The organism is Chitinophagaceae bacterium, assembly GCA_016717285.1.
Lineage (GTDB): Bacteria > Bacteroidota > Bacteroidia > Chitinophagales > UBA10324 > JACCZZ01.
In genome coordinates this window covers 174,871-198,931 of record JADKFU010000002.1, presented here as the reverse complement: position 1 = coordinate 198,931, position 24,061 = coordinate 174,871, and the positions used below count along the sequence as shown (strand labels likewise).

The 24,061-nt window shown below is 41.5% G+C and carries 20 protein-coding genes; 13 read left to right on the top strand and 7 right to left on the bottom strand.

Annotated features, from left to right (window positions below; all coding sequences use genetic code 11):
* The 3 genes from IPO83_04070 to IPO83_04060 all read left to right on the top strand — a co-directional run bounded on the left by IPO83_04070 (position 1) and on the right by IPO83_04060 (position 2,309).
* Positions 1 to 450 carry an RES family NAD+ phosphorylase gene (locus IPO83_04070; GenBank protein ID MBK9730456.1) on the top strand — a complete coding sequence of 150 codons (450 nt, stop codon included), beginning with the start codon at positions 1 to 3 and terminating at the stop codon, positions 448 to 450.
* 244 nt (positions 451 to 694) lie between these two features.
* Positions 695 to 2,047 (top strand): adenylosuccinate lyase, encoded by a 1,353-nt coding sequence (purB, locus tag IPO83_04065; protein ID MBK9730455.1) that lies wholly within the window; start codon positions 695 to 697, stop codon positions 2,045 to 2,047.
* A 67-nt stretch (positions 2,048 to 2,114) separates the two neighbouring features.
* Positions 2,115 to 2,309, top strand: coding sequence for a hypothetical protein (locus tag IPO83_04060; GenBank protein MBK9730454.1), 195 nt, complete (start codon positions 2,115 to 2,117; stop codon positions 2,307 to 2,309).
* On the opposite strand, the gene IPO83_04055 is transcribed toward IPO83_04060, so the two are convergent.
* A complete protein-coding gene (locus IPO83_04055; protein MBK9730453.1) occupies positions 2,302 to 3,522 on the bottom strand; it encodes an ABC transporter permease in 1,221 nt (406 codons plus the stop codon). The genes IPO83_04060 and IPO83_04055 overlap by 8 nt on opposite strands.
* Before the next feature lie 54 nt (positions 3,523 to 3,576).
* Here IPO83_04055 and IPO83_04050 point away from each other — a divergent pair, with 54 nt between their 5' ends.
* Both IPO83_04050 and IPO83_04045 read left to right on the top strand, forming a co-directional pair.
* Positions 3,577 to 4,794 carry a DUF1343 domain-containing protein gene (locus tag IPO83_04050; GenBank protein ID MBK9730452.1) on the top strand — a complete coding sequence of 406 codons (1,218 nt, stop codon included), beginning with the start codon at positions 3,577 to 3,579 and terminating at the stop codon, positions 4,792 to 4,794.
* A gap of 91 nt (positions 4,795 to 4,885) precedes the next feature.
* On the top strand, positions 4,886 to 5,788 hold the full coding sequence (locus IPO83_04045) for a methionyl-tRNA formyltransferase (GenBank protein MBK9730451.1): 903 nt from the start codon (positions 4,886 to 4,888) through the stop codon (positions 5,786 to 5,788).
* Between the two features lie 9 nt (positions 5,789 to 5,797).
* Here the strand turns inward: IPO83_04045 and IPO83_04040 are convergent, their stop codons facing one another.
* On the bottom strand, positions 5,798 to 6,586 hold the full coding sequence (locus IPO83_04040; GenBank protein MBK9730450.1) for a diaminopimelate epimerase: 789 nt from the start codon (positions 6,584 to 6,586) through the stop codon (positions 5,798 to 5,800).
* A gap of 255 nt (positions 6,587 to 6,841) precedes the next feature.
* Here IPO83_04040 and IPO83_04035 point away from each other — a divergent pair, with 255 nt between their 5' ends.
* The 5 genes from IPO83_04035 (at position 6,842) to IPO83_04015 (ending at position 16,598) form a co-directional block, all read left to right on the top strand.
* Positions 6,842 to 8,326, top strand: coding sequence for a Do family serine endopeptidase (locus IPO83_04035; GenBank protein MBK9730449.1), 1,485 nt, complete (start codon positions 6,842 to 6,844; stop codon positions 8,324 to 8,326).
* Between the two features lie 263 nt (positions 8,327 to 8,589).
* Positions 8,590 to 11,259 (top strand): PKD domain-containing protein, encoded by a 2,670-nt coding sequence (locus IPO83_04030; protein MBK9730448.1) that lies wholly within the window; start codon positions 8,590 to 8,592, stop codon positions 11,257 to 11,259.
* A gap of 28 nt (positions 11,260 to 11,287) precedes the next feature.
* A complete protein-coding gene (locus IPO83_04025; protein ID MBK9730447.1) occupies positions 11,288 to 13,675 on the top strand; it encodes a PKD domain-containing protein in 2,388 nt (795 codons plus the stop codon).
* A 697-nt stretch (positions 13,676 to 14,372) separates the two neighbouring features.
* Positions 14,373 to 15,701, top strand: a complete 1,329-nt coding sequence (gene icd / locus IPO83_04020) for an NADP-dependent isocitrate dehydrogenase (GenBank protein ID MBK9730446.1) — start codon at positions 14,373 to 14,375, stop codon at positions 15,699 to 15,701.
* Between the two features lie 393 nt (positions 15,702 to 16,094).
* Positions 16,095 to 16,598, top strand: a complete 504-nt coding sequence (locus IPO83_04015; protein ID MBK9730445.1) for a hypothetical protein — start codon at positions 16,095 to 16,097, stop codon at positions 16,596 to 16,598.
* 22 nt (positions 16,599 to 16,620) lie between these two features.
* Here the strand turns inward: IPO83_04015 and IPO83_04010 are convergent, their stop codons facing one another.
* Positions 16,621 to 17,652, bottom strand: a complete 1,032-nt coding sequence (locus IPO83_04010) for an NAD-dependent epimerase/dehydratase family protein (protein MBK9730444.1) — start codon at positions 17,650 to 17,652, stop codon at positions 16,621 to 16,623.
* 69 nt (positions 17,653 to 17,721) lie between these two features.
* Here IPO83_04010 and IPO83_04005 point away from each other — a divergent pair, with 69 nt between their 5' ends.
* A complete protein-coding gene (locus IPO83_04005; protein MBK9730443.1) occupies positions 17,722 to 18,393 on the top strand; it encodes an EthD domain-containing protein in 672 nt (223 codons plus the stop codon).
* A 46-nt stretch (positions 18,394 to 18,439) separates the two neighbouring features.
* On the opposite strand, the gene IPO83_04000 is transcribed toward IPO83_04005, so the two are convergent.
* Genes IPO83_04000 through IPO83_03985 form a run of 4 tightly spaced genes read right to left on the bottom strand, consistent with a single transcriptional unit; the run spans position 18,440 to position 21,873 of the window.
* Positions 18,440 to 19,438 (bottom strand): SDR family NAD(P)-dependent oxidoreductase, encoded by a 999-nt coding sequence (locus tag IPO83_04000; protein MBK9730442.1) that lies wholly within the window; start codon positions 19,436 to 19,438, stop codon positions 18,440 to 18,442.
* Positions 19,439 to 19,441: 3 nt separating this feature from the next.
* Positions 19,442 to 19,732, bottom strand: a complete 291-nt coding sequence (locus IPO83_03995; protein MBK9730441.1) for a hypothetical protein — start codon at positions 19,730 to 19,732, stop codon at positions 19,442 to 19,444.
* Positions 19,733 to 19,787: 55 nt separating this feature from the next.
* Positions 19,788 to 20,684: a sulfotransferase gene (locus IPO83_03990; protein MBK9730440.1), complete on the bottom strand. Its 897-nt coding sequence runs from the start codon at positions 20,682 to 20,684 to the stop codon at positions 19,788 to 19,790.
* 7 nt (positions 20,685 to 20,691) lie between these two features.
* Positions 20,692 to 21,873, bottom strand: a complete 1,182-nt coding sequence (locus IPO83_03985; protein MBK9730439.1) for a DUF1214 domain-containing protein — start codon at positions 21,871 to 21,873, stop codon at positions 20,692 to 20,694.
* Between the two features lie 570 nt (positions 21,874 to 22,443).
* Between IPO83_03985 and IPO83_03980 the strand changes: the two genes are divergently transcribed.
* On the top strand, positions 22,444 to 22,992 hold the full coding sequence (locus IPO83_03980; GenBank protein MBK9730438.1) for a hypothetical protein: 549 nt from the start codon (positions 22,444 to 22,446) through the stop codon (positions 22,990 to 22,992).
* A gap of 165 nt (positions 22,993 to 23,157) precedes the next feature.
* Entirely contained in the window at positions 23,158 to 23,988 is an 831-nt protein-coding gene (locus IPO83_03975; protein ID MBK9730437.1) for a helix-turn-helix transcriptional regulator, read from the top strand.
* Positions 23,989 to 24,061 lie beyond the last annotated feature (73 nt).

Here is a 24,061-nt window from a genome sequence, read left to right as displayed (position 1 = left end):
ATCGAAGTTTTCAGAATTACATTGAAAAAACATTCACGGAAACTGACCGCATCCGGCAATGCTGCACGTTGGAATTCAAAAGGCAACGAAGTAATTTATACAGCCGCTTCCCGGGCGCTCTCTTCCCTTGAAAGCATTGTTCACCGGAGCGGCGAGGGATTGGATGAAAACTTCCGGATGATGGTGATCGCAATTCCGGATGCTGTAAAAATTGATGTGATTACACTCGCTGAATTACCTGATCATTGGTGGGAAGCAAGTCAGTATCGGGCTTGCAGGAATATTGGCGATCAATGGCTTGCAAAAGGCAATACAGCAGTGCTGAAAGTTCCTTCTGCTATTATTCTCCATGAATACAATTACCTGATCAATCCAGTACATCCTCATTTCAAAAAAATAAAATTGAAAAGGACGGAAGCTTTCAGATTTGATCCAAGGATAAAAGAATAAAAATGATTCAGGTCTGTTTTGAAACGATCTTGAAATTCTACTATATCTCCGAACCCTTCGACAACAGGTCGTAACATTAGTCAGGTAAATTTTTTTAAATGATTAATCATAGGAGCTTCTTATAATTACGCACCACATTTTATAACAATGATGGATGACAAACACCCGGTAGACTTTTCAATTTCCATTTCCGCATTAATGTTCTTTTACCTTTCAAGATAATTTTGCCGCTTATCTTTGTGTCATGAACCTCACTCCTCTTACTGCCATTTCTCCGGTTGATGGCAGGTATCGCGATAAAATCAATTCGCTGGAACAGTATTTTTCAGAATACGCACTCATCCGGTATCGCATTTTTGTGGAAGTGGAATATTTTATTGCACTTGCAGCACAAGGGATTCCGGCGTTCAAAACATTTGATCATAACATTGTTGAAGATCTTCGTGCATTGTATAAAAATTTTGCAGAAGCAGATGCAGTCAGGATTAAAGAGATTGAAAAAACCACCAACCATGATGTGAAGGCAGTGGAATATTTTCTGCGCGAAAAATTTGAGGAAATGGGTTGTGGTGCATTTGTAGAATACATCCATTTCGGACTTACATCACAGGATATTAATAACACTGCTATTCCTTTGTCGATGAAGGAATGCCTGACACATTATTACCTGCCACTCCTTGAACATTTGATTGATTTGCTGAAAGAGAAAGCACTCGCATGGAAAAATATTCCGATGCTGGCACACACACATGGTCAACCTGCCTCTCCTACGCTATTGGGCAAAGAATTTTATGTGTTTGTTGAACGCCTGATTGCACAGAAAGATCAACTGATTGCTGTTCCGGCATCCGCAAAATTCGGCGGCGCAACCGGCAATTTCAATGCGCACTATGCAGCTTTTCCGGATATGGACTGGAACGCATTCGCGAATGCTTTTACACAACAAACACTTGGGTTGAAACGATCGCAGTACACAACACAAATTGAACACTACGACAATTTAGCTGCCGCATTTGATGCCATGAAAAGAATCAATACCATTCTGATTGATCTCTGCCGCGACGTTTGGATGTATATTTCAATGGATTATTTCAAACAAAAGATTAAAGCCGGCGAAGTAGGATCTTCCGCCATGCCGCACAAAGTGAATCCGATTGATTTTGAAAATGCAGAGGGAAATCTCGGTGTTGCGAATGCACTGTTTGAACATTTTGCGGCAAAACTTCCTGTTTCCAGATTGCAACGTGATCTGACGGACTCAACGGTGTTAAGAAATATAGGAGTTCCGGTTGCACACACTGCCATTGCGCTGCATTCGCTTTTGAAAGGACTGAATAAATTGATCTTAAATGAGTCTGCATTACAATTCGGCCTTGAGAACAACTGGGCCGTAGTGGCCGAAGCTATTCAAACCATTTTGCGTCGGGAAAATTATCCGGATCCTTATGGTAAACTGAAGGAACTCACGCGCAAGAATGAAAAAATATCACGTCTGGAAATTGAGGCGTTCGTAAGTTCATTAAATGTGAGTGAAGCGGTGAGAAATGAACTTAGAAACGTCACACCATTTAATTACACCGGAAAATTTATTTTATAGAAACCATTTAGCAACTGTGATCATTAAAATTTCCATTGCTCACAGTTGATGTACCTTCCAAATACTTATGTCTCCATTAAAAGAAGGCTATGATTATTACATCAATGAAAACGGCCTGTTTGTTTTTACCGAAGCTTATCATTTGAAAAGAGGTTTTTGCTGCAAGAGCGGATGCCTGCATTGTCCATATGGATTCAATAAGCAAAAACAAACTTCGAAATCAAAACCTGCTGATACCAAATCCAATCCTGAAGTTACTTGAACCGAATTGCTTTTACAGGAGTGATTCGTGAAACGAGGTAGGATGGAATAATCAAGGTGATTAAGCACACCAGCAAAGTTCCCGCATTAATCGATAAAATGTAAACCGGATCAATCAACACCGGGGCAACAGAAACATAATATGATTCTTCAGGTAACTTAATGATCTCAAAATATTTTTGCGCCAGGCAAATTCCAATTCCAAAAACGTTCCCCAACAAAAGACCTAAGGCGGTGATATAAGCTGCCTGGTACAGAAATATTTTCCTGATCATCCAATTCGAACCGCCGAGTGATTTTAATATGCCCACCATGTTGGTTCGTTCAAGAATAAGAATGAGTAAAACTGTTGTCATATTAATAATGGCCACAAGAATCATGAGGATGATGATTACTTTCTCATTCATGGTTTGAAGATCGAGCCAGTCAAAAAGATTCGGGTTTACTTGTTTCATGGTTTTTGCTTCCAGATCCTGGCCAATGTATTCACTGTTGATCACTGTGCCCATCTGATCGAGCTGATTCACATTATTGATAAAGACTTCAAAGCCGCCCACATCTTCACTTGTCCAGTTATTGATTCGTTGAATGAGTGCGATATCAACAATCGCATAGAGACGATCATATTCATCGAGGCCTGTTTTATAAATTCCGGTGATCGTCAGCTTGCGGTATCGCATCGGGTTCTGCACGAAATACACAATCACATCATCGTTCACATGAAGATTCAATCGGTCTGCCGTGGTTTTAGAAATCATTATCTGCTTTTTCGCTGAGGAATCGCCTGCAGTCAAAATATTTCCTTCTACCAAATACTTTTTCAGAAAAGTCCAGTCGAAATCGGTGCCAATGCCTCTTAACACCATCCCTTCCATTTCCTGACTCGTTTTTAAGATGCCGGCTTTGGTTGCAAAAACCTGAATGTGTCTGACTCCTTTTGCCTTTTCCAAACCCGGATAAAAAGATTGGTTTATAGAAACCGGCACTTCTCCGTAAGATCTCCCCTGCTCGAGACTGCGGATAGTAATGTGTCCCCAGAAACCAAAAACTTTTTCACTTATTTCCTGCTGAAAACCGTTTACAATTGCACCAGCTACAATCATTACACCCACACTTAATGCAACGGCAGTAACCGCTACACGAATGATGAGTCGCGAAAACGATTTTCCGGAAGCAATTGCAAGACGACGGGAAATGAAATATGAAATCTTCATTACGAGGGCGGCCAGTTATTTTACCTTTGGCACATTAATCTCAGCGCTAAATTTATGCAAATAAGCAGTTCCCATCTTACTTCCGATTTTTGCAAGACATTCTTCTTTCTTCTGATCATCACTTTTTCCCAATGTCTTCGTCCGGCAATCTCTTGTGCTCAAGTGATTGTTGGCGCAGAGAGAATGGATCAGTATGTTGATTCGCTGAAAGGAAAAAAAATAGCGTTGGTCGTCAATCAAACTTCTTTAGTCGGAAAGAAACACCTCGCTGATACTTTACTTGACCTGGGCATTCAGATAAAAAAAATATTTGCACCTGAGCATGGATTCAGAGGCGATGCAGATGCCGGTGAAAATATTACAGGCGCAGTAGATTCAAAAACAAACATTCCAATTGTTTCCATCTATGGCCAGAAGTTAAAACCCACTACTGAAGATTTAGCAGGAATTGACCTGGTTATTTACGACATTCAAGATGTGGGTGTCAGATTCTATACGTATGTCTCTACATTGCATTATGTGGTAGAAGCATGCGCTGAAAATAATATTCCTCTTTTAGTGCTTGATCGGCCTGATCCAAATGGATATTATGTGGACGGGCCGGTGCTAAGACCGGAATTCAGCTCCTTTGTTGGAATGGATCCTGTGCCGGTTGTATATGGCATGACGCCTGCAGAATATGCGCAGATGCTGACCGGCGAGCAATGGCTCGCTACAAAAAAAGTTTGCGCTTTCAGTTATGTTTTGTGTGAAGGATATGATCATTCCACCTTTTATACTTTGCCTGTTAATCCATCCCCGAATCTCCGCAGCATGAATGCTATTCACCTTTATCCTTCCATTTGCTTTTTTGAAGGCACACCGGTGAGTGTGGGACGCGGTACTGATCGTCCGTTTTCAATTATTGGATATCCGGGATTTACAAAAGGCAATGCGGAATTCAATCCGAAGAGTTTACCAGGCGCAAAAAACCCACCTTACCTGAATCAAACTTGCAAGGGTTTTGATCTAACTGGATTGAATACCGGTTATTTTAAAGAAAATCCACGACTGATGCTCCATTGGCTTTCGGATTTTTACACTTCGTATCCGGAAAAAGATAAATTCTTTACCTCGTTTTTTGATAAGCTTGCAGGCACTGATCAATTGAGAAAACAAATTGAAAAGGGAACGCCGGAGATGGAAATAAGAAGAAGTTGGGAGCCAGCTTTATCAGAGTTCAAGGTTTTGCGAAAAAAGTATTTGTTGTATCGGGATTTTGAAGGACAATAAATTGTTAAACTGTTAAATTTTTGAATTGACGCTTATCAGTGTTACTGGTAAAATTATGGTTGAAAGAGGAAAGAAATTGAGGATTGTGTTTATGGGAACGCCGGAGTTTGCGGTTCCATCGCTTCAGGTTTTACTGGAACATGATTACAACATGGTGGCTGTTGTAACTGCACCGGATAAACCGGCAGGCCGTGGAATGCAGTTGCAGCAATCGGCCATAAAGAAATTTGCGATTGAAAATGGATTAAAGGTGTTGCAGCCTGTTAAACTTAAAGATCCCTCTTTTTTAAATAACCTGAAAGAATTAAAACCCGATCTTCAAATTGTAGTCGCGTTTAGAATGTTGCCGGAATTGGTTTGGCAACTTCCTGCCATCGGAACCTTCAACCTGCATGGCTCGCTGCTTCCCCAATATCGCGGTGCAGCACCGATTAACTGGGCCATCATCAATGGAGAAACAGAAACAGGAGTCACTACTTTCTTTCTGCAACATGAAATTGATACTGGCAAAATTCTATTCCAGGAAAAAATTGCCATAGGAGAAAATGAAACAGCGGGAATGTTGCACGACCGGATGAAGCTCGTTGGCGCAGCATTGGTTTTGAAAACAGTACAGGCGATCGAAACAGAAAGCTATCCTCAAATAGCACAGCAGGAAAATAGTGACTTGAGAAAAGCGCCGAAACTTTTCAACGCTAATTGCTCCATTGATTGGCAGCAACCCGTATCAGTCATCTTCAATCAAATACGTGGATTGTCGCCTTCTCCTGCTGCATATACTTTATTGAATGGAAAAGTCCTGAAGATTCTTTCCGCAAAAAAAATAAGGGCACAGCATGCACTTTCTCCGGGAGCAATAGCTACGGATGGTAAAACATTCCTTCATTTTGCTGCGGCAGATGGTTTTATTGCGGTAGAAACATTGAAAATGGAGGGGAAAAAACAAATGGAGGTAAAGGAGTTTTTGCGTGGTTTTCGCATTGACAACGGATAAGAGCTGACGCTATATTTCCAATTGACCCTGAAATACTTTTTGCACCGGACCTTCTAAAAATAGGTTAGTAAAATGTTCCGGCGATTCTTTTGTGAAATACACCTTCAACTTTCCTCCGGGTGCAGCTACCAGGTATTCCTGATTAACGGTTTCATTCTTCAATTGTAAGGATGCTGCAATGGCAACTGCCACCGTTCCGGTTCCGCAAGACAATGTTTCATTCTCCACACCACGTTCATAGGTACGCATGCTGCATTCATCTCCGGACAGTGTAGCAAAATTCACATTGATTCCTTTTTCACGGTAGGTAGAGCCATACCTTATTTTTTTCCCTTCTGCTAATACATCCACATCATCCACATTTTTGGTAAACCTTACATAATGCGGAGAACCTGTATCCAAGACATAATCGCTGCCTGCTTTCGAAATTTTAGTAACCGGTGTCATCGAAATTTTCACCAGGCTATGGTTGATAATAGTTGCGGTATGAATTCCGTCGATCGCCATAAAAGTGGCAGTTGACTGACTAAAATGTCCTGTTTCTTTTGCAAAAATGACTGCACATCTGCCACCATTTCCGCACATTGAACCGAGACCGCCATCAGCATTGTAGTAATGCATTTCAAAATCAAAATCAGGATGGCGTTCTATCAAAATTAATCCGTCAGCGCCTATTCCGAGCCTTCGGTCACAGAGTTTCGCGATCAATGTTGCTTCCTTTGGAAAATGATGTTGCCGGTTATCGACAAGAATAAAATCATTGCCTGCACCATGGTATTTTTCGAATGTAAGTTTCATGCTCTTGAATCGCAGCAAAGTTGAGTTTTTCAAACAACTTTATTTCAATTGATTGCAGAACAAAAAGAAGGGTAAGAACTTTCCTGTATTGTGTACCTTTTTTCAGAATCTGTTTTAAATTTACAGAGGAGCCTGAAATGGATTGCCGGTTAAAGTTTAGTTAAAATGATGTTTCAGGAAATTTAACTACCCTACATTCGTTCTTCGAGGCATATTTTTTGACAAACCCCGCACATTCTAAAAAACAAAAAAACTATGAATTTGAAAAAACTCGGCCTTACCGCATTTGTCGCCATGATCAGTGCTTTGGTCACTGTTGGAGCCTACCGCTATTTTGATAACAACCAACAACGAACATTTGAAGAAAAGCAGGCAGCTTCTGCCCGCTTTGCGCAGGTTAGTTATTCCGGTGCCAGTGAATTACCGTCAACGCTCGATTTCCGTTATGCCGCAAAACGTACAACTCCTGGTGTGGTACACATTAAGACCAGTTATGCTCCCCGCCAGGTTTCCAGAAATGATCAATACAATCCTTTCAGAGATTTCTTTGGAGATCAGTTTTCACCGTTTGGACAGCAGCAACCTTCTGAGTCATCCGGTTCCGGTGTTATCATTTCTGATGATGGCTATATTGTTACCAATAACCATGTGGTGGATGACGGAGATAAGATTGAAGTAATTCTTGCCGATAAACAAAGCTATGTTGCGAAAGTGATTGGTACAGATCCTTCCACTGATATTGCTTTGCTCAAGATCGATGAAAAGGACCTTCCGTTTATTTCGTTTGGCAATTCAGATTCAGTGGAAGTTGGTGAATGGGTGTTGGCTGTCGGCAACCCGTTCAATCTTGAATCTACTGTAACTGCAGGTATTGTGAGTGCCAAAGGGCGCAACATTAATTTGTTGAGGAGCAGAGACACTAGCGCTGTGGAGTCCTTTATTCAAACAGACGCGGCTGTAAATCCGGGCAACAGCGGCGGTGCTTTAGTGAATACAAATGGACAATTGATCGGTATTAATTCTGCCATTGCTACTCCAACCGGAACCTTTGCAGGTTATTCATTTGCTGTGCCTGTTAATATTGTATCCAAGGTTGTGAATGACCTTATGAAATTCGGAATGGTGCAACGCGGTTTCCTGGGTGTTCAAATTGCGACTCTCAATGCTGAACTTGCAAAATCAAAAGGACTTGATGCGAAAAGCCTGTCTGGTGTTTATGTCGACGGTGTAAAATCGGGTGGTGCAGGAGATGCAGCGGGACTGAAATCAGGTGATATCATTACGAAAGTAAATAGTGCTGCTGTTAATACTTCACCTGAATTGCAGGAACAAGTGTCCCGTTATCATCCTGGAGACAAAATCACTATTACCTATCTTCGTGATAACAAAGAAAAAACGGTAGATGTAATACTGAAAAATAACGAAGGCAACACTTCATATCTTAAAAAGGATGATACCTCTGTTGTTTCCGCACTCGGTGCAGAATTTGAGAATCTCAGCGATAAGGACCTGAAAGATATGGGATTGACAGGAGGTGTGCGGGTGAGTAAATTATCCGATGGTAAACTGAGCAGCAATACGAATATGCGGGAAGGATTTATCATCACCAAGATTGATAACAAACCGGTAAATACCGTAGATGATTTGAAATCAATTCTTGCTAATAAAAAAGGAGGCGTAATGATTGAAGGCCGGTATCCCGATTATCCGGGACAATATTTTTATGCCTTTGGACTCTGACCGTAAGCCACTTTTATTAAAAAACGGGTTGCTATAAAACGCATCCCGTTTTTTTTTGGCTTAATTTTTTCACCGGGAAGTTCATTGGGTTGATAGTTTGGCAGGTGTTGTGATTGAAATTCCTGAATCAAAGCGGCAGCTAATGGAAATTCGAAAGTAATTTTTGCTTTTTTCGCTTTAAAAACCTGATAATACACTATGAATTGCTACCAACTTAATGATTTACAGTCACTTTGTTTTAACTTCGCCGAAATTTTATACTCATGAAAAGAATTCTCCTCCTTAGTGTGTTGCTGTGCGCTTTTTTTGTAGACTCATCACTTGCTAACGTCTATTTTGTAACCAATAACAACCCGAGCGGAACAGGATCTTTAGGTGGCGCAATCACCAGCGCAAACAGTCATGTGGGCAAAGACTCCGTATATTTTAATATTCCTGTAGGAAGTGTGACCAGCAGAACAATTACGCTCAGCGCTATTTTCCCGCTGCCTTCCATTACGGATCCATTGGTGATAGACGGAACTTCACAGCCCGTGGGCGTTAGTTTTGGAATCACCAATGCAAAAATTCAGATCAAAGCCGCTGATTATATTCCTTCAGCCATTGTGATTGCCGCGGCGGATTGTGAGGTGTATGGTTTGTATATCCATCATTTTGTTGACGGTGTAATTATCACTGGAGGCGATTTTAAGTTTGGGGCAGTAAATTTTGGCAATGTAATTAATGATTGTACTTCCAACTGTATAAAAGTAACCAATGTCATCACCGGTTCATTTCTTTCCCTGTTTGTTGGTACCGATACCCTGGGAGCTGCAGGCGCTGCTCCATTGGCAAACGGCATTTACATATCAGGATCAAAGAAAATTACCATTGGGGGAAAACAAGCGGGTGTACGCAATACTATATCCGGAAACAATAATGGGCTTTATATCGCGGACAGTAAATTCATTGACATCCAGGGTAATTACATCGGCACGGATTATAATGGAGCGATGGCAGTGCCCAACACCAATGGAATTGTGATGACACAGGGAACTTATAACTGTGAAATTGGTGGTGATTCAGTGAAGGAGAGAAACCTGATTTCAGGAAATAGCGCTGCGGGGTTTGATCTGGAAATCTACTCATCACTGATAGATGGAAACTATATAGGTGTTGACGCCTCAGGTACTTTGCCCCTGGGCAATGGAACCTATGGCATCTATTTCCGCAATCTTTCTCACGATAACGTAGTCGGTGGAACTACTGCGGGTGTTGGGAATGTAATTGCTTACAATGGAAGTGAAGCGGTGTATTTTCAGAATGATGGCGTAAAAAACATCTCCATACGTACCAATCGTATTTTTTGCAATTCACAGCTAACAGGAACCGGTGGCATCGTTACTAACGGTGGCAATCAGGGCATACTGCCTCCAAATATTGTGATTGTAACACCAACCTATATTTCAGGATATGCACAACCATACGCCCAGATAGATGTTTACGCAGCAAGCGAATGCGAGAATTGCGAAGGTGCTAATTTTCTTACCACGGTTCAAGTGGATGCGACCGGTGTTTTTATTGTCAACGTTGCATCTTCAGGTAAGGTAACCGCTACTTCCAATGACGATGCCGGAAACACCTCCGCTTTTGCAACTTGCCAGGATACCTCAAGCACCAGTTGTATTATCTCCGGTTTTTCAGCGTCATCCAGCGCTGCATGCAGCAATGTCAATATTACATTTACAGATCAGTCACTACCTGCTCCGGGGCTTACCATCAACTCCTGGAACTGGGATTTTGGAGATGGCAACTTTTCTACGGAAACCAATCCCTCGCATGTATATGCCTTACCCGGCAGTTACACAGTACAACTGGTGGTGGGAAGTTCAAGCGGTTGCACCGACACCACTTCACAGATTATCACCATTGCTGAAGGCATCAACACGATTATTTCTGCCGACAGCGTTGGTTGCATTGGCACATTATTGCATTTTAAGGACGTTTCTATTCCGAGTAGCGGCACCTTCATCGTTTCTTGGGCCTGGGATCTTGGCAATGGCACTACTTCTTTCTTTAATGAGTTTGACTATGCCTATGCTGATCCTGGATTTTACACGGTGGTAATGTCTGTATTAAACAGCGATGGTTGCCCGGGAACAGATACTTTAATCGTAAACATACAGGCTGCACCGACTGCAGATTTTTCAGTTTTACCACTTTTATGCCCATTACAACCGGCGGTTTTTACTGATCTTTCAACAGCAGGCATAGGAGACAGCATTGTTTCATGGCACTGGAATTTCGGTGATGGTGATACCAGCATTCTGCAAGACCCTTCGCATACTTATCTTGCAGAGGGCATCTACACCGTGGAATTAATCGTGGAAAATAGCCTTGGTTGCGCCTCAACAATTACTAAAACAGTAGAAGTAATTGCTGGCGGCGATGCCGATTTTACTTTCATTGTTTCAGGCAATACCGTGTTTTTTACCAACACATCTGTATTCCCTGCAGATTTTGATGTGAAATGGAAATTCGGTGATGGCAGCACCAGCAATCAGGTGAGTCCAACCCACACTTTTGCAACAACAGACAATTACCTTGTCTGCATGATTGTAATTGACAATACCTGTGGAATCAATGATACGACTTGTAAAAATGTATTCGTGATTGTGGGTGTGGATGAACCGGAATGGTTGGGCAATACAACTGTATACCCGAATCCCGCTACCGACAGAATTATCATCGACAATCTGCCCGCTTCAGCAGCTATTCAATCAGTTCGCCTGGTAAATACTATTGGAATAGAATTAAAAAGCTGGAAGGGTTTAAACTTGAACACATCAGTTTTGGAACTTCTGTTGCCCAATACTGCAAATGGTTTATATTATTTGGAAATGAATGTGGATGATAAAATTTATATGAAGAAAATACTTATACTGAATCCTTAAACAACTTTACTATTTAAATTATCATAAAATGAAATTCAAACTCATACTTTGCTCGTTGCTCGTAGCTTTTCAATTCGCTAAAGCAGATATATACACTGTTGTAAATAATGCTGATAGTGGTGAGGGTTCACTTCGTCAGGCAATAACTGATGCTAATAATCATGTTGGACCTGACAAGATTGAATTCTCCATTCCCGATTCTGATGTGCTGTCAAGAACTATAACACTTGAGTCACTATTGCCTGATGTCAGCGGTCCAACAATTATTGATGCCACCACACAAGGCGCAGGAAACGCGTTTGGGATTACTTATACCCGTATTCAACTTACCACTCAGGTAGCAGGATTGAACCAGGCATTTTTGTTCGCTGCAGATTCATGTGAAGTGTATGGTTTTTTTATTCATAATTTCATAAACGGCATCACTGTTTTGGGTACCTATGTTAAAATAGGTGCCATTCAAAAAGGCAATGTGATCCTAAACTGTAGCACTTCAGCCATTTCCATTCAATTTACCAATCATGCTGCATTGCAGGGTAACCTGATTGGTGTGGATACAATGGGCGTGATGATGACCGGTGCAACAGGTGATGGAATTCAGATTGTTAATACTTACCTCGTGAGCATTGGAGGAAAAACACTGCTTGCCAATAATGTCATCTCCGGAAATAACTATGGCATCAAATTGCAGAACGCGACTTTCGTAGATGTCAACAGCAATAATATCGGCACCAACCCTGCCGGACTGATTGCACAACCCAATGCATACGGCATTTACTGCACTGGCGTCAACAACAATATTGAGATTGGTGGTGACTCGTTGTTCGAACAAAACGTAATTTCAGGAAATACAAATGCCGGTATTTACGGGGTGCTCTCCAATTCAGCCATCGAAGGAAATGTGATTGGTTTGACCATAACAGGTGAACCACTGGGCAATGGCACCAACGGTATCTATTTTAATTTTGGATCTACAGACAATGTTATTGGCGGTGAATTATTAAAAGGCAACACAATCGCGAAAAACGGTCAGGAAGCGATTGCTTTTCAAAATGCAACCTGCCAGCGAAACACCATAACAAGAAACCGGATCTATTGTAATTCTGCCGTTTCCGGATCCGGAGGCATTAAACTCAATGGCGCAAACAGTAATATTAACGCACCACAGTTATCGATTGTAACTGCTTCGGGGATTGCAGGAACCACTGTTCCGAATGGCATTGTAGAAATATTTGCAAATGATACCTGCACTTTTTGTGAAGGAAAGAACCACATCGCAACAGTAACAGCAAATGCAAACGGAGCATTTATTTATAATGCTGCGATCTCCGGATCTGTGACGGCAACCGTTACTGATGCTGAAGGAAACACTTCCGCTTTTGCTACTTGCGCTGATACTACTATTGGCAATTGCATTGTGGCAGGATTTATTACTTCCATTGTGCACTGTGAGAATCAACCCGTTTCATTTCTTGATCAAACGGTCACTGATCCATCAACAGAAATTTCATCCTGGGATTGGAATTTTGGTGATGGTGTTACATCTACGGAGCCTTCGCCGGAACATGCATTTGCCACTGACGGAACATTTTCAGTTCAGTTAATTGCAACCAATTCAAACGGTTGTTCAGATACTATTATCAAAAGTATTGTGATCAATGATTTACCAGTGGCTGATTTCAATGCACTACCGGTAGCCTGTGTAAATACCGCAGTACATTTTGTTGATGCGTCCACTGGTGGAACAGGCGGCAACATTTCATCAAGAAACTGGGACTTTGGTGATGGATTTAGTTCTACCGGTGTAAATCCTTCACATACATATGATAGTGCCGGAATTTATACAGTAACACTTATAGTAACCAATTCTTTCGGATGTACCGGATCAACAAGTAATACTGTGGAGATAGCGCCTAATGCTGTTGCATCATTTACTTATGAAGCATCAAACCTGATCGTTAACTTCACCAATACCTCTACTTTTAACGGTCCGCACGCATCGGAATGGGATTTTGGTGATGGCAACACCAGCACACTTGAAAATACCGTGAATGCTTATGCCAATGCGGGAACTTACAATGTGTGTTTAACGGTGTATGATTCACTTTGTCAATCAGAAAGCACAAGCTGCAATCTGCTTGACATTGTTACCGGCATTCAGGACCTTGAAAATCAGGTGCAGGTTTATGTCTATCCCAATCCTGCTAAAGATTACCTGATGATTAACTATAGCAGTGCTGATTTGAAGAATATCCGGCTTACTGCGCTGGAAGGCAGCATAGTTTTATCTACCACCGGTCAATCTCTTACGCAAAATACAATTCGCATTTCACTGCCTGAACTTGCCACCGGCTTGTATTTGCTATACCTTGAAACTGATAAAGGAGTAATTGCAAAAAAGATTGTTATCGAGTAATGCTCCAATAAGTTTTTCCTCATAAGATTTTATAAAACGCCCTTGAAAATTTCAGGGGCGTTTTTATTAATTTTTTTTGCTCCCTGAGCGCAGCCGAAGGGCGCAAAAAGGGAGGGCCCCCCGCCCCCCCCGCCCCCCCCCGCCCCGGCCCCGGGCCCCCCCCCCCCCCCCCCCCCCCCCCCCCCCCGCCGGGCCCGGGGGGGGGGGGGGGGGGCGCGCGCAAGGAGGGGACCCGGGGAAAAAACCCCCCCCCCCCGACCCCGCCCGGGGACCGGACTAACACCCCCCCCCATCCCCGCGCAAAAAAAATGACGAATCATATCCAAAAAAACGTACCATGCATTTTCAAAAATCCTCACGCTTCGACTTCGCTCAGCGACCGGATTTTATTCACTTCCCTCACCGGCTGAATTTTTTTTGCTCCCTGAGCGCAGCCGAAGGGCGCAAAAAATCTGAATCATTTTCAAAACACCGCACGCCTTGGCACTTAAGTTTAACATATGCTGTCCTTTATCCTAATTGAATTAAGCATTTTTATCCACCTACTTTCTTAATCAATTCCTACCTGTATCTTTGCGGTTTCACCGGTTTTGCAGCATTCATATTTTTCTAAAGCATGAATGGTTAAATTTCACGGTAGAAAAATTAAAATCAAATTCTTTTAATTTATACTCTTCAACTCTTAATCACACAACCAATGGAAGGAACAAAAATTACGATGAGCCGCGGGAACCTGAAAGTCCCGAATGATCCGATCATCCCGTTTATTGAAGGCGATGGAACGGGTGCTGACATCTGGCGTGCAGCAGTGCGCGTGATGGATGCAGCCGTTGAAAAGGCTTATAAAGGCAAAAAGAAAATTCATTGGATGGAAGTGCTGGCCGGTGAAAAGGCCTTTAATAAAACCGGGAGCTGGCTGCCTGATGCTACACTGGATGCATTTAAAGAATACCTCGTCGGCATCAAAGGTCCGTTGACGACACCGATTGGCGGTGGTATCCGGTCATTGAATGTGGCGTTGCGCCAGATCCTTGATTTGTATGTCTGCCTTCGTCCTGTAAGATATTTTGCAGGCGTTCCTTCACCAGTAAAAAAACCGGAAGCTGTTGATATGGTCATCTTCCGTGAAAACACGGAGGACATTTATGCAGGTATTGAATATGCAGGCGGCACACCGGAAGCGGATAAAATCCTGAAATTTTTCAAAAAGAATTTTCCCAAAGAATTTAGCAAGATCCGTTTCAGTGATAAGAAACGCGGGAAAGAATTTCTGAAAATGGCAAAGAGCAAAGACAATCCTGATACTTGTGTGGGCATTGGCTTTAAACCTGTTTCACGAATCGGTTCGCAGCGGTTGATTGGTGCTGCCATAGAATATGCATTGGAGCATGGAAAAAAAAGTGTGACGTTGGTTCATAAAGGTAATATCATGAAATTTACGGAAGGGGCTTTCCGTGATTGGGGTTACCAACTGGCGGAAGAAAAATATGGAGATAAAGTGTACACCTGGTCGCAGTGGGAACGCTCGAAAAAAGAAAAAGGTGAAGAGGCAGCGAATGCTGAACAAAAAGCAGCCATTGCCTCCGGCAAAGTGTTGATCAAAGATGCCATTGCAGACATTACGTTACAACAAGTGCTTACCCGTCCGGAAGATTTTGATGTGATTGCAACACTAAACCTTAACGGTGATTATTTATCTGATGCATTGGCAGCCCAGGTTGGTGGAATCGGCATTGCACCCGGCGCCAATATTAACTATGTAACCGGCCATGCTATTTTTGAAGCTACTCATGGCACTGCACCGAAATACGCAAACCAGGACAAAGTAAATCCAGGCTCAGTAATTCTCTCCGGCGCTATGATGTTTGAACATTTGGGATGGTTGCCTGCTGCAAAATTGATTTATAGCGGACTTGAGAAATCCATTGCAGCAAAAAGAGTGACTTATGATTTCGAACGGCAGATGGAAGGTGCTACTTTGTTGAAATGCTCGGAGTTTGGGGATGAGGTGATTAGGAATATGTAGGTAGGAATGGATGGAGGGTTACATGGCGGGATGGTTGAATTGGTTAATTGTTGAATTGTTTAATTGTTGCGGCGAAGCCGGAAAGTAGAATCACTAACAATCAAATCGTCATTGCCCGTTACTCCAGGAGAAATAATCTTTCTTTAAAATAAAACGGTTGCAGAAGGTTTTTGCTTTCGAATAAAATTAAGCGGCGACAGATAGCGTATTCAGGTATCTATTGTCGTTGAATTATTCAATGGCAAGTGAAATGAAGTGTGGTGTGGTTTAACATTAGTTATTCCAACTGATATCTTTCCCCGCGCACAACTGTACTTAGACTTAAACTAAGTTGCGTATTGGACAGTACTCGCCTCCTATCTATATTGAGCAACATAAAAACCATAGCAGACAATGACGACAAAAGTTACGGTTCATACAATTTATCATTGTTCTTTGGAAAGAGCGTTTAAGACGCCGATGCTTTGTGATGTTGCTAAAGTCCATACGGGCTTTGGAATAATGCCAAAAGTTACCCATTGCACAGAAGATGAAAACTGGGGTAAAGAAGGTTTTTCAAAAAAGGTTTTTGTAGCCAGTTCACTTTCGCAGAAAGGTGGTTGGGCATCCAGTGACACAGTTGTAGAGCGAATAGAAAATCAATACTGGAAAATTGAAGTGAGCAATTTTCAATCCTGGATGTTAGGCTTTTCGAAATTCACGGGTGAGTGGAGAACTACTGAACAAGCTCCAAAAAAGATTTTAATAGAATATACTTATACGCTGCACTCGGACATTCTCTGGTTGTTTCCGGCGAACTGGTTATTTGCAAAAACATTCTGGAGAATATATATGAAAAGAGTTTTGGAGAATGTGAGAAAAATGATTGACAATAATGAGCCTTATAAATACCAATGACGCTGGAATTAGTCCGTTTTTATCAAACTTTTTTCTTAAAATAAGTTACTGTCCGTTCCAGCGCCTGCTCCTTGCTGTACTTCGGAACAAATCCAAAATCACGCTTTGCTTTTTCTGAATTGAAAATAAAATCAGTGGTAGTGTACATCACTGCGAAACGGCTCAGCTTCGGATTGTAATATTTAATGGGACGAACGAGCAGCGCGATATATTCTGAAATAGCTCCCAGCGAATAAACAAACCACGTTGGTAACCACAAATTGCGGGGTCGGATTTTATATCCTGATTGAATAATCACCTCGTCGAAAAATTTAAAAAAGTTAGTGCCGGGTCCGTCGGTTATGAAATAGGCATTTGCAAGTACCGCCTTATTATCTTCCGCAAGCGCTTTTGCAGCAAGCACATGCGCCCACGCCATGTTGCCTACATAGATGTGTTGATTGAGTGCCTTTCCATCGCCTATGTGAATGTAAAATCCGCTCTTGGCCATATCTATGAGCGGCGGAATGTGATAAGGATCGCCTTCACCCCAGATATCAGCAGGGCGCAGCACACAAGTCTTAAGACTTTCACTCTTGGCAGCCAGCACCAGTTTCTCAGCAAGGCATTTGCTCTCGCAATACATGTTCAGTTGCTTTGCGGGATAAGGTTGCGACTCATTAATATTGACCAATGGCTTTCCGGTCATCACCACGTCAAGTGAGCTGGTGTAGACCAGCATCGGTACTTTGTTCTTCTTACAGGCAGCAATAACATTTTGCGTGCCTTCGAAATTTGCATGATAAACTTCCTTGGGCTTTTTCGTTCCCCAATCAACAATGGCAGCAGCGTGAATCACCAAATCTATTCCTGAACAGGCGTTGCTGATTTCAACCGGGTTGCAGATGTCACCTTTGATGTACCGTACCTTTTCATTTATCATTCCATCATCCTCTTTGAGATCAAATACGGTGATTTCTCCAACGGTCAATGGTGCGTTGGCATCAAGCAGCTCTTTCACGATAGCGGTTCCTAAAAATCCTTTTCCTCCGGTAACCAGAATATTCAAATTCATGAAGTTTGTTGTTGTAAGGTGATTTACTTAAACTCGTAGCAAAATATTCAATTAAAAGAGAATCGTGAAATGACGAAAGATGTTTACGTCGTGCAGGGAAATGATACGGAGTCGTATGAAGGTTTTAAGCAGCGGATTTTTGACGCAGTTTCCGACATACAAATTGTGTTGAAACCTGATGCTATCAAATTTACGCTTACTGAAAAAGCACCGCCTTCTTTTTCTATTATACCATTTCGTAAGAAAAAGATAGCGGCAATTTCGGTTTATCAATCCTATCCGGGGCCGGCATTGCTGTTAAAAAAAATTGTTGGTTTTCGCGGAGCGTATCGCGTGGAGGAAGTATTGCCTGTTTCGTACAATAAAAACTGGAAGGATGGAACGTTAACACCCGGCGTTTGCTTGCTGACATTGTTTTCGCAAAAGAAAAATATAACTTATGAAACCTTTATTGACAGGTGGCACAATAGTCATACTCCTCTTTCGCTTCGCATTCATCCGTTGTGGAATTATGTGCGGAATGAAGTGAAAGAAACCTTAACTGAAAATGCGCCGCAGTTTAATGGAATCGTGGAAGAACAAGTGAGAGTTGCCTCAGATCTTTTAAATCCATTTAAATTCTTCGGCAATCCGCTTATTATTATTCCGAGAATGCTTACGGTGTATGTTGATACCAAATCATTCATTGATTATCCGTCGATGGAGACTTACCTAACGGCTGAATATATTATGAAGTCTTAGCTTCTGCGATCAGTCCTGCTATTGAAGCAAAATCAGCAGTAATCAATCACTTTGTGAAGACAACTCCATTTTCTTTCAGCAACGCTTCGGAAAGTTTCCAAAGCTTATCACCATTATTTTCATCGATTGCTTTCGGATCCATTTCCTTTCTTCCCATCAAAAAAAGATAATCGATCGCTTTTCCTTTCACTTCCGGCGAGGCTGCAAAGTATATGACGGGTTGCACTGCAACTTTCGGTGATCTGAAAAATAATTGGAAGACCACTTTAATAAGCGGCTTGAAGATGACAGGTGCTTCACGAGCAATATTTGAATTTACAGGACCAGGACACAATGCAAAAACTGAATACTGAACCTGATGCGTAGTGTTGACTCTCCGGCTGAGTTCATTCGCAAAAGTGGTGATCAGCAATTTATAGTAACCATAGCGTTCAACTGTTTTACCCATAGCATACGCTTTATATTTTCCAAAATTTTCCCATTCGAACACTTTTGGATTCCTGTGACTTTCAGATCCAACAAAAATGATTCTTGGAAGATCAATACTGTTCTTGTTGAATAAATCATTTTCCAAAAGCAATCGTGCAAGCATATATTTCGAGAGATAATTCACCACGAACATTTCCTCCAGTCCCTGTTTGGTTTTTCTACTCTTAGCAGGAACAACTCCCGCATTGTCAATCAATACATCAATCTTCACTAATGCTGCTTTAAATGTGGTCACCAGCGCATTTATCGAATTCAGATCGGAGAGATCAACCAGCAACATCTCCACGTTATTGTTTCCCGAAAGCTTGCGCACCTGTTCACCTTTTTCGGGAATACCACTGCGACAAGCCATCCAAACATGCGCACCTCGTTGTGCCAACTGAACAGCAGCTTCAAATCCTAATCCTGAACTTGCTCCTGTAACCAATACATTTTTTCCATCGAGCCTGTCTTTATCATGAAGCGTAACGACATTTTTCTGCTTCCGGAAAAGATCTGTTATTCCACTTAAAGTAGCGGAGAATGGATTTGAATATCGTCCTTTCTGTTCTGACATAAATTAATTAGTAAGTGTTTTAAGAAAAGCTGAATAGAATTTCATCTTCTTGTCTATTTCTTCTTTGCTCAATCCGAAATCTTCAAGATGGTAATTGTGCGTCCCGTACTTGTGCTGTGAATTCTGTTGTTCAGTAATCATAAATCGTTGGTGCAATTCCTGCGAAATAGATTCGCGATCTCGATATATGGCAGTAAGTGCATCCATCGGTGTTGCCACCAACTTCTCATAAAATACGTCGGTAAATTGCTGACCGGGATTTGCATTTCTGAATTCAATTCCTTTGGAAAGCATGAACTCAGTTTTACGTACCCAATGTTCTGCAATATGATCAAGCGTAACCTCATTGCTAAAAATTGATTGGCTGTGTGCCACCATGCTCAAAAAAAGACGGGAGACTTTTAGAGATGTCTCTGTGCGTCCATATAAATTGAACCTTCCCGAATTCTTTTTTAATGATGTGAAGAAATTCCATGTGGTGTGGGCTCTTCAACACCCAACGTTTTGCCGGCCGCTGAAACTGCAAATACTTCAACAACTTAATCATGTATTGATAGGCAACAGTCTGATCTGTTTTTTCCAGCCACGAAGCATACGAAGGAACATGCATTGTTGCTTCTGTTGTCGTGCTCATAAAAGCTGCATCGAGCAACAGGATATCCTCCTCTGGTTTTGCATGTTCTACAGGATGTATCGCGAAAAATCCCGGTGCCATCAGTTTTAATGCTTTTTCACTCAGTCGAGCTGCTTTAATTCGTGCTTCTTTCTCTGAGGGTTTATTACTTAATGGAATGGGATTGATTGCTTCCCAGCTTAACAGCACTCTGTTGTCAGGATCTGCAGCCAGCAATCGCTGTAGTTTGGTAGTACCAGTTCGTTGAAGGCCACAAATCAATTGTACGGGATAAAGTTGCTGCTCCAGAATTTCCGGATGCTTCTTAAAATCATTTTCAGCACGCAGGCGAATCGCCAGCAAACCTGACAAACGTGTTTGCGTAATAAATCTTCCAACAGGATGAAGTTGCGCTTCGTTATTCACCGAGAAGAGCAGACGCTCGAGTGGCTCTTCCCAAAAATCATTTCCGAAAGATTGAAGGCCTGTTTGTTTACGCGCCAGATGGATGAGATAATCTTTTTCCAGTTTAACTTTTGTACCAAAAAAATACGTGCTTGCCCAAACACTGTTGAGGAGATTAAACCATACAGGCTTTTTATTAAAACTTTTTACTGTAACTGCTCTTTGCATGGTGATCTCACACGAGGCTGGAAATTTTTACAACACTGCAATCGGGTTCCACTGCTTTTGCACCGTTTCTTAATCGATACCATCGGAAACACATGGTACCTTCCTTGTGATTACAGGTGTCAATCCAATTAGTGAAATTTTGATTCGTTTTTGAAACGATGATCCTGACACTTTCATCCTGCTCAGTCACGGCACTGTGCTTATTGATGCAAACAGGGAAATAGCGATAATCAAGAGATTCCATCCAATAATTATTCAATTGAAAATTCCAGGTGTCACAGTCAGGTGGCATAAACTTAATGACAAGTGCTTCATCATCTTTCAAATTCCAATAACTATGATAGTAGATGATGTTTGCATCACCGCCTGCAGCATTCGAAATATCAGGATTGAATTGCGGTAATTTGTTTACCTGTTTTTTGAAACCGTTGGCCCATTTAGAAAATAATAATGGTGCGCCTGCAATAAAAAGTGCCGCAGTATCAAGTCCTTTATCAATCTTTTCAGGTGTAACCGGATTCGGAAATTTTTTGCCATTGAGATTTTCAATTTGTAATAATGCAGGCACTTCATTTTTCCTATCGAGAAAAGTTTGCCGGACGATTAACAAACTGGTGGTGTCTTCGATCTTCAGCCAGTTCATTCCACTTCTTGTTTTGCTCAAAATGATTGTAAAGTTTCCGTCTTCATCCACTTTCAGCTCTTTATTTTCAAGCACTCCGCAAGGCGCCATGCCGCCGGGTTGTCCATACACACCGTTTTGCGTGAAGAAACCAATGTAATCGATGTTGTTTCTTTTGCCGGTGATGCGGTAATCATAAGCGCCGCTTATTTGAGCGTTTAGATAATAGTTGTCCGGATTGTCTGCACCAAGCTTCACTGTTTCATGCACCATTCTTCTTAATTCAGGAAATTCAGCATCGCCATATTCTACATAGGCTTCCAATGCCGCCCTTGTAAGGCGTGTGAGATAACGCACGCCTTCCGCCTGCTGGAAAGCATCAGTAGGTGCACCGGGAAAAACGAGTGCTGCTCCCGCAGTTTTAAGATGATCGCAGAATTCCGACCATGCTTTTCCGGAAACAATTCTCTGCGCATGGATATCCGCTTCGGTTTTCCCGGTTAACCGCAACCAGGAAAGACGAAACCATTTTAAGATTGCAAATATTTTAAACACAAATTTTCCCATGAAACTATTTTCGGTATAGAATGGATGTTCGCAAAGTTAATTTTTAGATCAGCATGAAGAATAACGAATCTCCATCAACTTCATTAAATCCAAACCTTCCTGTCTTCATAAGGGTCAGACATTAACCAAATCCTTTTCGCCTTTCTTAGAGCAGAATGGAATATCAGTTAAAGAAACGTATTGGGAGAAAATTCTGGAACACAATGGAATCCGTTGGTAAAATGTCGTATTGCCGGTTGACCAATATTATATTTAATCTATAATTTCCAATTGATTTTTGCACAGAAGAAATTCCTGCTTACCACGAAACAGTTAGCTGATCCATACAAATTCATTTTTACGATTTGGGTGAACTTAGTTTTTTTCAGTACAGTAATGCCTGCCACGGCACAGTCGGTGTTGTTCGACTTTGACAGCAGTAAACGCTAAAATGCAGCGCGGTTCAATCTCTGCATGATTCAGCGAATCGTTGGTGTTTTTGCTAACTAACTTACATTCGTGGTCAGTGAAAACACCGATCAAAGGCTGAAGATTAGCGCATATTTCAATCCGATAAACAATAAAAACTTTATGAGCAAGAATGACTTTGAATATAAGAGCCTCGCTATAATTATACTCTTAGGGTATATTCTCAATTTACTATTTGGTTGGATTGGCTTTTTATATAATCATGGATCCAGCGAACAAACATTATTATTTCAGATTGGAAATGCTTTTGCCATTTCAGCTTCTGTAATGGCTGGGCGGTATATCGGTCTGCGAGGTCAGCACGTAGCTGCATCTGCTTATATTTTGTTGGGTATTACACATGGAATTTCATTAGCTGCTCTCAATAAGACCGGAATAAACCTGGACAGAGAAGCCACTATGGCAATGCCAATGATTCCGGCATTGCTTTTTATGTTTTGGTGCAACCTATATCCCATGTGGTTGAGAGTGTTGGCCATCATTCCATGCATACTTTTTTCATTGGTGTATGCTAATATTCATTTAGGCGACACTTATCCCGGTTGGACCTTATACGCTGGATATGCTGCACTGCAAATCATTGAAGTGATTTGGGGAATTTATCTTTTTATAGACTGGAAAAAGATCGCTTCACAAAAACAGAATCAATAGTCAGCCAGCCTGATTAAAATAAAGAAAAAATGACAAATTGGAGAAGGTGCGATGGCGATAAGGTTTGTACGCAAATATTTGAACGATATGTAAATGCGCTTGCATCTTAACGGTATAGATTTTAAATGCAATTCAGGATTGTTTTATTGAATATCTTCGAAGTTAATGAATGAGCTCTTTAAAATATTTTCAGTAAATGCTGCTGACGCAAAAAAAATTGCGGCAACTCCTGACGAACCACACAGCCATGATTATGAAGAGTTGCTCGTAGGTATGGACGGTGAACTGGAACATTTCATAGATTTTAAATCACAAAAGTTAGCTGCTCCGTTTGTCAGTTTCGTTACAAAAGGCAAGGTGCACCGTGTATTGCCGCGTATTAAAAATGGAAAATGCAATGTTTGGGTGTTGCGTTTCAAAAGTGAATTCATTCCCGAAACAACTTTCCAACTCTATTCGTACTATCACGACCATGCAAACATTTCCTTAAGCAAGGGTGATTGCTTTAACAGGCTGGTTGCTGTTTGCGAAATGATAAATGGAGAAATGACACAGTCTGTTCCTGACTATGGCGTGATAAGGCATTTATTGAGCGCATTGTTTACGATGATTGAATCAGAAAGAAAAAAATCAAACGCTGATGGAATAACTGCGGCGAAAACGCAAAACATAACCTTCAAGAATTTTCTGAAAATTCTGGAAGAAAATTTTCACAGACCTGAAGGCGTTGAATTTTATGCGCAGAAATTATTCATGTCCTCAAGAAACCTGAATTTAATTTGTCAGCAAATATTGCAACAGAGCGTTTCTGAAATTATTGAAACAAGAAAACTGATTGAAGCTAAAAACCTTTTGGTCAGCACTGATAAGTCAATTTCTGAAATTGGTTTTGAGTTAGGCTACAATGAGAAATCCTATTTCACGAATGTTTTTAAAAAGAAATCCGGACAGACGCCGACTGAATTCAGGGAAGAGATGAGAAGCCTCATTTCCTGAATTCACCACCTATTTACCGGATACTATAACCGCTTATTCCTTCAACGGCTGCATCTTTGTACCATTAAAAATC

What these genes read in the sequence shown, in the direction of transcription:
- purB (MBK9730455.1), top strand. Translation starts at nt 695, where the DNA reads ATGAACCTCACTCCTCTTACTGCCATTTCTCCGGTTGATGGCAGGTAT.
- IPO83_04060 (MBK9730454.1), top strand. Translation starts at nt 2,115, where the DNA reads ATGTCTCCATTAAAAGAAGGCTATGATTATTACATCAATGAAAACGGC.
- IPO83_04055 (MBK9730453.1), bottom strand. Translation starts at nt 3,522, where the DNA reads ATGAAGATTTCATATTTCATTTCCCGTCGTCTTGCAATTGCTTCCGGA.
- IPO83_04050 (MBK9730452.1), top strand. Translation starts at nt 3,577, where the DNA reads ATGCAAATAAGCAGTTCCCATCTTACTTCCGATTTTTGCAAGACATTC.
- IPO83_04045 (MBK9730451.1), top strand. Translation starts at nt 4,886, where the DNA reads ATGGGAACGCCGGAGTTTGCGGTTCCATCGCTTCAGGTTTTACTGGAA.
- IPO83_04040 (MBK9730450.1), bottom strand. Translation starts at nt 6,586, where the DNA reads ATGAAACTTACATTCGAAAAATACCATGGTGCAGGCAATGATTTTATT.
- IPO83_04035 (MBK9730449.1), top strand. Translation starts at nt 6,842, where the DNA reads ATGAATTTGAAAAAACTCGGCCTTACCGCATTTGTCGCCATGATCAGT.
- IPO83_04030 (MBK9730448.1), top strand. Translation starts at nt 8,590, where the DNA reads ATGAAAAGAATTCTCCTCCTTAGTGTGTTGCTGTGCGCTTTTTTTGTA.
- IPO83_04025 (MBK9730447.1), top strand. Translation starts at nt 11,288, where the DNA reads ATGAAATTCAAACTCATACTTTGCTCGTTGCTCGTAGCTTTTCAATTC.
- icd (MBK9730446.1), top strand. Translation starts at nt 14,373, where the DNA reads ATGGAAGGAACAAAAATTACGATGAGCCGCGGGAACCTGAAAGTCCCG.
- IPO83_04015 (MBK9730445.1), top strand. Translation starts at nt 16,095, where the DNA reads ATGACGACAAAAGTTACGGTTCATACAATTTATCATTGTTCTTTGGAA.
- IPO83_04010 (MBK9730444.1), bottom strand. Translation starts at nt 17,652, where the DNA reads ATGAATTTGAATATTCTGGTTACCGGAGGAAAAGGATTTTTAGGAACC.
- IPO83_04005 (MBK9730443.1), top strand. Translation starts at nt 17,722, where the DNA reads ATGACGAAAGATGTTTACGTCGTGCAGGGAAATGATACGGAGTCGTAT.
- IPO83_04000 (MBK9730442.1), bottom strand. Translation starts at nt 19,438, where the DNA reads ATGTCAGAACAGAAAGGACGATATTCAAATCCATTCTCCGCTACTTTA.
- IPO83_03995 (MBK9730441.1), bottom strand. Translation starts at nt 19,732, where the DNA reads ATGCTTTCCAAAGGAATTGAATTCAGAAATGCAAATCCCGGTCAGCAA.
- IPO83_03990 (MBK9730440.1), bottom strand. Translation starts at nt 20,684, where the DNA reads ATGCAAAGAGCAGTTACAGTAAAAAGTTTTAATAAAAAGCCTGTATGG.
- IPO83_03985 (MBK9730439.1), bottom strand. Translation starts at nt 21,873, where the DNA reads ATGGGAAAATTTGTGTTTAAAATATTTGCAATCTTAAAATGGTTTCGT.
- IPO83_03980 (MBK9730438.1), top strand. Translation starts at nt 22,444, where the DNA reads ATGAGCAAGAATGACTTTGAATATAAGAGCCTCGCTATAATTATACTC.
- IPO83_03975 (MBK9730437.1), top strand. Translation starts at nt 23,158, where the DNA reads ATGAATGAGCTCTTTAAAATATTTTCAGTAAATGCTGCTGACGCAAAA.